Origin of the sequence: Amycolatopsis sp. GM8, from assembly GCF_021653975.1 — a bacterium.
GTDB lineage: Bacteria > Actinomycetota > Actinomycetes > Mycobacteriales > Pseudonocardiaceae > Amycolatopsis_E.
The window spans coordinates 1,236,425-1,247,513 of sequence record NZ_JAJKFK010000001.1 but is presented as its reverse complement, the minus strand read 5'-3'; the positions used below and the strand labels follow the sequence as shown (position 1 = coordinate 1,247,513).

The 11,089-nt window shown below is 66.5% G+C and carries 8 protein-coding genes and 1 pseudogene; 4 read left to right on the top strand and 5 right to left on the bottom strand.

The window, feature by feature from the left end; all coding sequences use genetic code 11:
- Nucleotides 1–1,182: pseudogene (locus LOZ83_RS05975) on the bottom strand (AMP-binding protein); the annotation flags it as partial.
- A gap of 176 nt (nucleotides 1,183–1,358) precedes the next feature.
- On the opposite strand from LOZ83_RS05975, the gene LOZ83_RS05970 reads away from it, so the two are divergent.
- A complete protein-coding gene (locus tag LOZ83_RS05970; RefSeq protein ID WP_236789164.1) occupies nucleotides 1,359–1,994 on the top strand; it encodes a TetR/AcrR family transcriptional regulator in 636 nt (211 codons plus the stop codon).
- Nucleotides 1,995–2,484: 490 nt separating this feature from the next.
- Here the strand turns inward: LOZ83_RS05970 and LOZ83_RS05965 are convergent, their stop codons facing one another.
- The 4 genes from LOZ83_RS05965 to LOZ83_RS05950 all read right to left on the bottom strand — a co-directional run bounded on the left by LOZ83_RS05965 (nucleotide 2,485) and on the right by LOZ83_RS05950 (nucleotide 7,837).
- Nucleotides 2,485–4,038 carry an acetolactate synthase large subunit gene (locus LOZ83_RS05965; protein ID WP_236789163.1) on the bottom strand — a complete coding sequence of 518 codons (1,554 nt, stop codon included), beginning with the start codon at nucleotides 4,036–4,038 and terminating at the stop codon, nucleotides 2,485–2,487.
- Nucleotides 4,039–4,045: 7 nt separating this feature from the next.
- Nucleotides 4,046–5,419, bottom strand: coding sequence for an FAD-binding oxidoreductase (locus tag LOZ83_RS05960; protein WP_236789162.1), 1,374 nt, complete (start codon nucleotides 5,417–5,419; stop codon nucleotides 4,046–4,048).
- Nucleotides 5,420–6,071: 652 nt separating this feature from the next.
- Nucleotides 6,072–6,572: a DUF3830 family protein gene (locus LOZ83_RS05955; RefSeq protein WP_236789161.1), complete on the bottom strand. Its 501-nt coding sequence runs from the start codon at nucleotides 6,570–6,572 to the stop codon at nucleotides 6,072–6,074.
- Between the two features lie 8 nt (nucleotides 6,573–6,580).
- Nucleotides 6,581–7,837 (bottom strand): aspartate aminotransferase family protein, encoded by a 1,257-nt coding sequence (locus tag LOZ83_RS05950; RefSeq protein ID WP_236789160.1) that lies wholly within the window; start codon nucleotides 7,835–7,837, stop codon nucleotides 6,581–6,583.
- Nucleotides 7,838–7,925: 88 nt separating this feature from the next.
- Here LOZ83_RS05950 and LOZ83_RS05945 point away from each other — a divergent pair, with 88 nt between their 5' ends.
- The 3 genes from LOZ83_RS05945 to LOZ83_RS05935 are packed head-to-tail and all read left to right on the top strand — an operon-like array spanning nucleotide 7,926 to nucleotide 11,020.
- On the top strand, nucleotides 7,926–9,389 hold the full coding sequence (locus LOZ83_RS05945; protein WP_236789159.1) for an NAD-dependent succinate-semialdehyde dehydrogenase: 1,464 nt from the start codon (nucleotides 7,926–7,928) through the stop codon (nucleotides 9,387–9,389).
- A complete protein-coding gene (locus LOZ83_RS05940) occupies nucleotides 9,386–10,447 on the top strand; it encodes a tartrate dehydrogenase (RefSeq protein WP_236789158.1) in 1,062 nt (353 codons plus the stop codon). Before LOZ83_RS05945 ends, LOZ83_RS05940 begins: the two co-directional genes overlap by 4 nt.
- Before the next feature lie 48 nt (nucleotides 10,448–10,495).
- Nucleotides 10,496–11,020, top strand: a complete 525-nt coding sequence (locus tag LOZ83_RS05935; RefSeq protein ID WP_236789157.1) for a hypothetical protein — start codon at nucleotides 10,496–10,498, stop codon at nucleotides 11,018–11,020.
- Nucleotides 11,021–11,089 lie beyond the last annotated feature (69 nt).

Below are 11,089 nucleotides of genomic sequence, written 5' to 3'. Positions count from 1 at the left end.
GAGGTGGAGGAAGTTCTCGTCGTCCAGGTAGCCGATGTCGCCGGTGTGATGCCAGCCGTGCGCCGAAACTTTCGCCGTGGCCTCGGGATTCTTGTAGTAGCCGGCCATCACGAGTGACCCGCGGACCACGATCTCGCCGCGTTCACCTGGTTCGAGCAGGCGGCCCTTGTCGTCCATGATGGCGACGGTGACCAGGGGAGAAGGCCGGCCCGCCGAGGACAGCCGTTCGTTGTCTATCGCACCGTCCACAGTGAAGTGTTGCGATGGGGCCATTGTGGACACTGTGATCGGCGCCTCGGGTTGCCCGAACAGTTGCGCCATCACCGGCCCGATGCGCGTCAGCGCTTCTTCCAGGCGGGCCAGGGACATCGCTGCCGCGTCGTACCAGAAGCATTGCAGCGACCCGAGTTCGGTCGTGTCCAGTTTCGGATGGCGTAGCAGCTGGTAGATCAGCGTCGGCGGCAGGAATGTGTGCGTGACGTGATGCCGCTCGATCAGACGAAGGAACTCGCCGATATCCGGCTCGGGCATCATGACGATCTCGCCGCCGTGCGCCATCACCGGAAAACACAGCAGACCCGCGGCCTTTGTCAGCGGGGCCAGCGCCAGGTAAACCGGCCGACTGTCGAACGGATAGCTCATCAGGGTGATGGCCGTCATCGTCTCGAAGTTGCGGTCGGTGAGCTGAACGCCTCTTGTGCGGCCGGTACCCATGATCGCGACGACGCCGTCGGGCGAACCGGCTTCCACGAACAGATCCCAGGCGGCTTTCGCTGTCCAGGACGCGAAGTCTCTGCCGAACTCCACGAGCGTCGTCAACTGTGGCAGCTCGTCGGCGATTTCCATGACCTGTGCGGCAAAACGGCTTTGATAGAGCAACACCGTGCAGTCGAACAGGTCGAGCAGCTCCCGTTTTTCGGCTGCGCCCTCGCAGGAAGCGATCGGGCACCACACGGCGCCGGCGCGAGCGATGCCGAACACGGACGCGAATGCGGCCGGGTCGTTGGCCGAAAGGATCCCCACCTTGTCACCGGGCTGGACGCCCGCTCGCCGCAGCGCGCGGGCGACTGCCCGGCTGAGGTCGACGACCTGGCCGTAGGTCCACGACTTCCCGCCGAGGGTGAGACAGGGTGCGTTGAGGCCGAGCGACGCACCCTTGTCCAAGTATGCGGCGAGCGACATCAACTGGCGTCCTTCCGGGAACTGCCCTTGCGGACCACCACCGTGCGACATCCTCTGGACGAGTGTCAAGATTTTCTTGGACAGTCGTCCAGAGAAACCTGGACAGTCGACCAACGTCGCTGAAGTGGGCTACCGTCAGTGGTGTCCAATCCGTACCTTCGGCCGGAAAGGTGACCGTGACCCAGCCCGCCGATGGGCTCGACCGGATCGCGCGAAGACAGGTCGACAAGTTCGAGGAACGCCGTCGACTGCTGGCCGAGGGTGCCCTGCAAACGCTTGCGGAGCGGGGTTACGCTCGGACGAGCCTGCGGGAGATCGCGCAGCACACCGAGTTCTCGCACGGCACGCTGCACTATTATTTTCGCGACAAGGTCGAGCTGATTACTTACTGTGTGCGTCAGTACAAGGCGCACTGCGTGCTGCGGTACGACGGGATTGTCGATACCGCCGAGAGCCCCGAGCAGTTGGCGGTGGAGTTCGGCGACGGCCTCGCCGCGACGTTGAAGGAAGAGGCGTTCATGCATCGCCTCTGGTATGACCTGCGTGCGCAGTCACTGTTCGAAGAAACTTTCCGGACCGACGTCGCGGAGATCGACGGCGGCCTGCAGGAGATGATCTGGCGCATCGTGAGCCGCTACGCCGACCTGTCCGGCCGCGACCCCGTCTGCCCACCCCCAATGGCATACGCCTTTTTTGACGGGCTTTTCGAGCAAGCCTTACTACGGTTCCTGAGCGGCTCGGAAACAGCACTGGACGAACTACGCGCAGGCGCAAAACACCTACTGACCACAGTGGTCTGCGGCCAGGCATAGGCGGCGCAAGCCCACGGTAAGAGTTGGGTGGTCATCCCGTCGCCTGAAACCGGAACGATCACTTTGGGCGGTGGCCGCAACCTGCGCCGGTACTCGCGTGTACAGACCAAAGCTTGCGGCCGCCGGTCAAAGTGATATTCGAAAACCGCAGGCGACGGGATGACCACCCAACTCAACCACCTCGAAAAGGTGAGATCCCCTGGGCCCCTCATCCCGGAGCCAGCCCGCCGGCGAGGCATTCTTTTGATCTTTTGTCTTTGAACCTGCGGCTGATGCCCTGCCGGACTACGGGGGCCGGGCGCGGAGCGCCCTCGCCGGGTGAACCCTCCCCCGCCCCGATCTGTGAGTGTTCGCGGATGGGGGAGTTCGTCAAGGCGGGAAAGAGTACCTTGACGAACTCCCCCATCCGCAAGGGCGGCTTGGGATCGGGGTGGGGGAGGGTGTGGGCGGTGTTGGTGGTTGCGTTTTGGTGCTGGGTGGCGGTCTTTTTTTACATTAGTGGGGGGATGATGGCGTCGATTAGGTGTGGGCCGGGCTCCGACAGTGCTGCTTGAAGTTGTGCGGCCAGGTCTTCTGCGGTGGTGGCCCTTGTGGCGGGGACGCCCATGCCTTCGGCGATCTTGACGAAGTCCATGTCTGGGCGCGAGAGGTCCAGCAGCTCATTTGCTTTGACGCCATTGGTTTCCGCACCGACTCGTTGTAGTTCCATGCGGAGGATGGCGTAAGCGCGGTTGTTCAGTACAACCGTCGTCACGTTGAGGTTTTCCCGCGCGTGTGTCCACAGTGCGGAGATCGTGTACAGCGCACTGCCGTCCGCCTGGAGCGCGATCACGGGACGGTCCGGGGCGGCGATGGCGGCGCCCGTGGCCACCGGGAGGCCCTGGCCGATGGCACCGCCGGTCAGGGTCAGCACATCGTGCCGCGGGGCGCCTGCGGTGGCAGCGGGCAGAAGCACGCCGGAAGTGTTGGCCTCATCGGAGATGATCGCGTTGTCCGGCAGGACGGCACCGATCACCTCGACCCAGTTCTGGGCGGTGAGCGGGCCACTCGGCAGCGCGGGGCGGGCCGGTTCCTGCAAAACCGGTTCGGCATCGGGCGCAACCTCGTCGGCAAGGGCTTCGAGGGCACCGACGACATCGTGGTCGAGCTCCGCAAGCGTGTGCACCTGGGCACCTTCGGGCACCAAGTCGCTTGGCTTGCCGGGGTAGGCGAAGAACGAAACCGGCGACTTCGTGCCCACGACGATCAGGTGCTTCGTGCCGGTCAACTGATAGGAAGCCTGCTCGGCCAGGTAACCGAGCCGTTCGATGTTCGGCAGGCCCGCACCGCGTTCGAGTCGGGCCGGGAACGTTTCGATCAACGGCTTGGCGCCCGTCGCGGCGGCGATGCGGCTGACCGCGCGCAGACCCGCTTCATGACAAGCGGGCCCACCGATCAGCAGCGAAACCTGCTCGCCCGACCGGAGGACCTCGGCGACCGACTTGACCGTCGCGGCCGAAACCGGATGCGGTGCGCGCGGCGGGATCGGGGCGACCGTGGTACCACCATCGCCCCACGACACATCGGCGGGCAGGACCAGCGTGGCCACGCGGCCGGGCGGGTCCATCGACGCGGCAACGGCAGCCGCCGCGTCCGCGCCGACATCGGCGGTGCTGCCCGGCTCGCGCGACCAGCCCTGTAGCCAGCCCGTGAGCGCTGGGATGTCCGACTCCAGCGGAGCGTCGAGTTTCTTGTGGTACGTCGCGTGATCCCCGACGACGTTGACGATCGGCGTGTGCGCGCGGCGGGCGTTGTGCAGGTTCGCCAGGCCGTTGCCGAGCCCGGGTCCTAAGTGGAGCAACGTCGCCGCCGGCTTTCCGGCTATGCGGGCATAACCATCGGCCGCGCCGGTGACGACACCTTCGAACAGGCAAAGCACACCGCGCATTTCCGGCACCGAGTCGAGCGCGGCGACGAAGTGCATCTCCGACGTGCCGGGGTTGGAGAAGCACACGTCGACACCGGCGTCGACGAGAGTGCGGATCAGGGATTGCGCGCCGTTCATTCTGCTCCTAACCGAAAAGGACGCCGGGGTTGAGAATGTCCGTGGGATCGAAAGCCTGCTTGACGCGCCGCATCAACGCGACCTTCGCCGGATCTTCGAGGTCGAGGAAGTGTTGCTGCTTGGCCGCGCCGATACCGTGCTCACCCGAGATCGCACCACCGACGGCCATTCCGGCGGCGAAGATGTCGTGCAGCAACCGGCGCCGTTTTTCCGGATCTTTGCAGAAGATCGCCAGATGCACGTTTCCGTCGCCGGCGTGGCCGCACCCGATCGCGCCCGACTCGGCGGCGAGCGCCAGTTCCCGTGTCTTCGCAAGGAAACCGGGCATTTCCGAGCGTGGCACGACAACGTCGATCACGTCGTCCGCGCCGGCGGCCTTCGCCGTCCAGAAAGCCTTTTCCCGCGCCTCGATCAGCTTCCGCGCGGAGCCACCGTCGAGCACGTAGACGTCCGCGGCCCCCAGCTCGGACAGCAGCTCCCCGGCGCGAGCGACATCGCCATCGAGGCGGTCGGCGTCCCGGTTTTCCAGGCCCACCACCAGATACGCCTGCGTCGCCTGCTGGATCTCGTCCGGCACACCGAGCGAGAGCTGCTCGTTGTAGCTGATCGCGGCCATCGTGAGATTGTCGATGTACTCGAGGATGTTCGGCGTCAGCCCGCTGGCGAGGATCACCGGAACGGCTTCCATGACCTGCGTCAGGTCGTTGAACGGGGCGAGCAGCGTCGCGCCGTGCGCGAGCCGCGGGTAGAGCTTGACGATCACCTCGGTGGCGAGCGCGAGCGTGCCTTCCGAGCCGATGATCAGCTGGGTGAGGTCGTAACCGGTCGAGATCTTCGACGTCTTGCCACCGGTGCGGATGATCTCCCCGGTGGGCAGAACCGCTTGCAGGCCAAGGACATTGTGCCGGGTGACGCCGTACTTCACCGCGCGCATGCCGCCCGCGTTGGTACCCACCGTGCCGCCGACGCTCGCGCTCAGCTCGCCGGGGTACACCGTGTACGCCAGCCCCGCGGCGGCGGTCTTCTCGTCCAGTTCCGCGAGCGTGACCCCGGGCTGGACGACCGCGACCTGGTTCCCCGAGTCGACTTCGAGCACCTTGTTCATGCGCTCGAACGAAATGAGTAGACCATCCGTCCGCGGCCGGGCCGCGCCGGACAACCCGCTGCCGGAGCCACGTGCGGTGACCGGAACCTGGTGCTCGGCAGCGGCAGTCAGCAGCGCCGAGACCTCCTCGGCGCTGCCCGGTTTGGCCACGTAGGCGGGCTTGCGGGGCTCGCAGGTGAGCGACTCGTCGTGCGCGTAGTCCTCGCCCACCTGGTCACCGGTGAGCAGGTTGCCTGCGCCCACGATCCCGGCGAACCGTGCCGCGACGTCTCCCATGACGTGCACCCCGCCTCTCCTGAACCACACTGCCGTTTGTCGCAGCGTAGTACGGCGTGGTGCACGGGGTCCTCGCGGCGCGAACCGGTGCACGGACGACCGCGGCCGCCGGTTCGGTCGGGAAAAGGTGCGGGGCCGGGCCGCGCCAATTCGGTCCCGGCCCCGCGTCAGGCTATTCGCGGATCAGATCAGCCAGCCGAGGAAGTGCGCCAGGTGCGCCACGGCACCGGTGAGAATGTCGTGGCAGTAGTGGAAGCAGTAGGCGTGCATGGGTGTTGCTCCTTAACGGAATCGGTACATTGCGAATGTGCCCTTGCTTTCGAAAGCGAGGACGAGATTTCCACCCATGCCGATCCGTTGTCAACGAGCCGTCACCGCGTCCGGTACGCAATACCGTTTGGCGCTGAAATCCCTTCAGCTTAGACACGTAACACTTTCGGGTTTTAGCGCGGGGGTGACCCGGTCGTGATGCCGCACTGCCGGTAGTCCCACCCGAATCAGTGACATGCGGTTATGGCGATCTTGATGCGGCATCCAGGCGCCACGCGCTCTCGAACGGGTGAAAGCGTTGGCGCGATTGGTGATCTGGCCTAGTTCACGCGAAAGGGTGAAGGAAGCCGGTGCCGGCGACCTTCACCCCGCGTGGCCGTGGTCACTCCACACGTGCGAAGGACAGCGTTTCCCCCTCGACCCCGCGCAGCCACAGATCCTGGGCCGCTGCCGCCATTTCGGTGAGGCCTTCGACAATCGTGGCGAAAACGTTGCCGGGCACCCAGCCGGCGTCCCCGTTGATCAAGAGATTGTTTCGCCCGTAAAATATTGCCAGGTCGGTCGCGCCCTGATCGCTGTGCGCCTCACTGGAATCCTCGTAACCGTATGCCGGGTTACCGATTTCCCATGCTTCGAAACCGAAATAGACGACATCGCCCGGAATAGGGGTGATTGTGGGGTTCTCGCGTCCCGGTTTCGGCTCCGCGAATGGCGGGACCAGGGTGTACACCTCGTTCCGCGCGTATTTCGCGTGATAGGCAGAGCCGCTCTGCGGGAGGGCGTTCCACACCGCCTCGCAGGTACGCGGCGCCTCCCGGTCGAGCAGCACGGCCCGGCAGGACACGCCGCGCTTGTCGAGGCTGATCGTGATGTAGCGGGCCACGGTTCTCCTTAGTTCTTGCTGACGGCGGCGACGGTCTCGGCCCAGATGCCGAGTGCCTCGTCGATCTGTTCGGCGCTGACCACCAGCGGCGGGATCATCCGGACGACGTTCATGTACGCACCGCAGGTGAGCATCAGCAGTCCGCGCCGCGCGGCCTCCCGCTGCGCGGCCTGCGCGGTCGCGTTGTCGGGCTTGCCGTCGGAGGTGGTGAATTCGGAGCCGACGAGCAGGCCGAGGCCGCGCACGTCGCCGATTTCGGGGGTCTTGTCGCCGATCAGCCGGGCACCTTCGAGCAACTGGCGCCCGCGGGCCGCCGCGTTGGCGACCAGGCCCTCCTCTTCGATGACCTCCAAGGTGGCCACTGCCGCGGCGCACGACACGGCGTTGCCGCCGTAGGTGCCGCCCTGCGAACCGGGCAACGCCTTGGCCATCAGCTCCTGCGAGGCCGCGATGCCCGACAGTGGGAAGCCGCTGGCCAGACCCTTCGCGATGGTCACGACGTCGGGCCGGATGTCGAAGTGGTCATGGCCCCAGTACTTTCCGGTGCGGCCGAAGCCGGTCTGGATCTCGTCGAGCACGAGCACGATGCCGTGCTCGTCGGCGCGCTCGCGCAGGCCCTGCATGAATTCGGTGTTCGCCGGCACGTAGCCGCCTTCGCCGAGGACCGGCTCGATGAAGAACGCGGCGGTCTCGGTGGGGGCGGTGCCGGTCGCGAACAGGTAGTCCAGCTCCCGCAGGCAGAACTTCGTCGCGGTCTGCTCGTCCCAGCCGTAGTGGTAGGCGTACGGGAACGGCGCGACGTGCACGCCGGACATCAGCGGCGAGAAGCCGGCGCTGAACCGGGTGCCCGAGGTGGTCATGCTCGCGGCCGCCACGGTGCGACCGTGGAAGCCACCCTGGAACACGATCACGTTCGGCCGCCCGGTCGCCTGGCGGGCGAGGCGAAGCGCCGCCTCGACGGCTTCGCTGCCGGAGTTGGCGAAGAACAGTGAGTCCAGCCCGGAAGGCAGGACGTCCCCGAGCTTGTCGACGAGCTTCAGCAGCGGCTGGTGCATCACGGTCGTGTACTGGCCGTGGATGAGCTTGCCGATCTGCTCCTGCGCGGCGCGCACGACCTTCGGGTGGCAGTGGCCGGTGCTGGTGACGCCGATGCCGGCGGTGAAGTCGAGGTTCCGGTTGCCCTCGACGTCATACAGGTAAGCGCCCTCGCCATGGTCGACGACGACGGGAGTGGCTTGCTTGAGTAGAGGTGAGAGCTGAGCCATGAAGCTACTCCTCGACGCGGGTTGTAGATTGTTGACAATATGCATAGCATGGCCCACGACGAGGCGCAAAACAACAGCGGAGGCTGAAGTGAGCGAGACCAGTGCCGTCAGTGTGGTCGAAGCCGTGCACAAGGAGCTGTTCGTCGGTGGCAAGTGGGTGCCTGCCGCCGGAGGCAGGACGTTCGCTGTCGAAGATCCGGCCACTGCGAGCAAACTGTGCGAGGTCGCCGACGCGACGCCCGAGGACGGCAAGGCCGCGCTCGACGCCGCCGTTGCCGCGCAGGCGGAGTGGGGCCGCACCGCGCCGCGCGAACGCAGCGAAATTCTTCGCCGCGCGTACGAGCTCCTCAATGCGCGCGCCGAGGAACTCGGCCTGCTGATGACGCTCGAGATGGGCAAGCCGCTGGCCGAGGCGAAGGGCGAAATCGCTTACGCCGCCGAGTTCTTCCGGTGGTTCTCCGAGGAGGCCGTGCGCATCGACGGCGGCTACCAGGTCGCGCCGAACGGCAACGGCCGGTTCCTCGTCACCCGGCAGCCGGTCGGTCCGACCCTGCTGATCACGCCGTGGAACTTCCCGATGGCCATGGGCGGGCGCAAGATCGGCCCGGCGATCGCGGCCGGCTGCACGATGGTGATCAAGCCCGCCGAGCAGACCCCGCTGTCGATGCTCGCCCTTGCGGAGATCCTCGCCGAAGCCGGCCTGCCGGCCGGGGTGCTCAACGTGGTCACCACGTCCGACCCCGGTGGCGTGATGGAGCCGCTCATCCGGGACGGCCGCGCGCGCAAGCTGTCGTTCACCGGGTCCACCGCGGTCGGGCGCAAGCTGCTGGAACAGTGCGCGGACAAGGTGTTGCGCACGTCGATGGAGCTCGGCGGCAACGCGCCGTTCGTGGTGTTCGACGACGCCGACCTCGATGCAGCGATCGAGGGCGCGATGCAGGCGAAGATGCGCAACATCGGCGAGGCGTGCACCGCGGCCAACCGGTTCTACGTGCAGCGCGGCATCGCCGACGAGTTCGCGCGCCGCCTCACCGAGCGTATGTCCGCGCTGCCGATGGGTCCCGGCACCGAACCAGGCGTCGTGGTCGGCCCGCTGATCGACACCGACGCGGTCCGGAAGGTCACCGAACTCGTGCAGGACGCGGCCGATCGCGGCGCGAAGGTGCTCACCGGTGGGGCCACTGTGGACGGTCCCGGGCACTTCTACCAAGCCACCGTGCTCACCGACGTGCCGGCGGACGCGCGGATGGCGAGCGAGGAGATTTTCGGCCCGGTGGCGCCGATTTCGGTGTTCGACACCGAAGAGGAAGCTGTCGCCGCGGCGAACGACACCGAGTTTGGGCTCGTCAGCTACCTGTTCACGAACGATCTCAAGCGCGCGCTGCGGGTGTCGGAGAACCTGGACGCCGGCATGATCGGGCTGAACCAGGGCATCGTGTCGAACCCGGCCGCGCCGTTCGGCGGCGTGAAGCAGTCGGGGCTGGGCCGTGAGGGCGGATCGGTCGGGATCGACGAGTTCCTGGAGATCAAGTACGTGGCGGTCGCACTGTGAGTGATTACCGCATCGCGAGCATTCCCGGTGACGGTATCGGTGTCGACGTCCAGATCGAGGCACGCAAGGTGCTCGACCGCGCGGCGGCACGGTACGGATTCGGTCTACAGTGGACGGAGTTCGACTGGAGCTGTGAGCGGTACGCCAAGACCGGCACGATGATGCCAGAGGACGGGATCGAGCGGCTCGCGGAGTTCGACCAGATTCTGCTCGGCGCGGTCGGTTTCCCCGGCGTGCCGGACCATGTTTCCCTGTGGGGGCTGCTGATTCCGGTACGCCGGGCGTTCGCGCAGTACGTGAACCTGCGCCCGGTGCGGTTGCTGCCGGGCACCAGCTCGGTGCTCGCCGGGCGCACGGCCGAAGACCTGGAGATGGTGATCGTCCGGGAGAATTCCGAAGGGGAGTACTCGCGGATCGGGGGCCGGCAGGGTTCGGGCGCGGGCGAATTCGCGGTGCAGGAGTCGGTGTTCACCCGGGTCGGCGTCGAGCGGATCATCCGCTATGCCTTCGAACTGGCGAAAACCCGTACGGGGCGGGTGGTTTCGGCGACCAAGTCGAACGGGATCATCCACACGATGCCGTTCTGGGACGAGATCTTCGCGGAGATCGCCGCCGGGTACCCGGAAGTCCACAGTGAACAGTGCCATATCGACGCGCTCGCGGCGCGGATGGTGCAGCAGCCGGAGCGGATCGACGTGGTGGTGGGGTCGAACCTGTTCGGCGACATCCTGAGCGACCTCGCCGCGGCGGTCACCGGCGGGCTCGGCATGGCGCCGTCGGGCAACATCAACCCCGAGCGCACGTATCCGTCGATGTTCGAGGCCGTGCACGGCAGCGCCCCGGACATTGCGGGGCAAGGGATCGCGAACCCGGTGGCGCAGATCCTCGCGGGTTCCATGCTGCTCGACCACCTCGGCGAAACCGCCGCCGCGCGCGCCGTCGCGACGGCTGTCGAAGCCGTGCTCGCCGCAGGCGAGGTGGCCACCCCAGACCTCGGCGGCAAGGCGACAACCGCAGAATTGGGCAACGCCATTGCGGATACGGTCGCCCTTTTGTGACGCGGACGAACGCGGATTACTGTCGGTGCCCTCTGGGATGCTTTCCGGATGCACCTGTTCGTCGACGAATCCCAACGGGGTGGTTATCTGCTGGCCGCCGCCGTTCTTTCGCCTGCCCAGCTCCACCGCACCCGCACCATGCTGCGCGGATTGCTGCTCCCCGGTGAGCGCCGCGTCCATTTCAACAAGGAGACGGATTCCCGACGAAAGTTGGTTATATCGCGGCTCGCCGCGGCAGAGATCAAAGCGTGGGTCTATACCGGAAAAGGGAACAACGAACTCGTCCGGTGCGCGCTTCTCGGCCGGATCGTGACGGATGCACTACCGATTCAAGCGACCAGGCTGGTCCTGGATTCTCGAGATGCCGCGGGCAACGCGCGCGACCGTTCGGTGATCGCGGGTGCACTCGCCGGAGAACACAGCCTGACGTATGAGCACATGCCCTCTTCGACCGAGCCGTGTACGTGGGTCGCGGATGCCGTCGCGTGGGCTTGGGGCGCGGGTGGCGACTGGCGGCGCCGGATCGAACTGATGGTCGACCGAGTCACGGATATCGGACCCTTGTCCAGATAGCGCGAGACCCAGGCAGCGACCGTCCGGTCGCGCACCTGGGCCCACTTCCCCCGCCTAGTGGCAGGGGCG

Coding starts and splice junctions, on each gene's coding strand:
- LOZ83_RS05965 (WP_236789163.1), bottom strand. CDS start 4,038: ATGAACGGCGCGCAATCCCTGATCCGCACTCTCGTCGACGCCGGTGTC.
- LOZ83_RS05950 (WP_236789160.1), bottom strand. CDS start 7,837: ATGGCTCAGCTCTCACCTCTACTCAAGCAAGCCACTCCCGTCGTCGTC.
- LOZ83_RS05960 (WP_236789162.1), bottom strand. CDS start 5,419: ATGGGAGACGTCGCGGCACGGTTCGCCGGGATCGTGGGCGCAGGCAAC.
- LOZ83_RS05935 (WP_236789157.1), top strand. CDS start 10,496: ATGCACCTGTTCGTCGACGAATCCCAACGGGGTGGTTATCTGCTGGCC.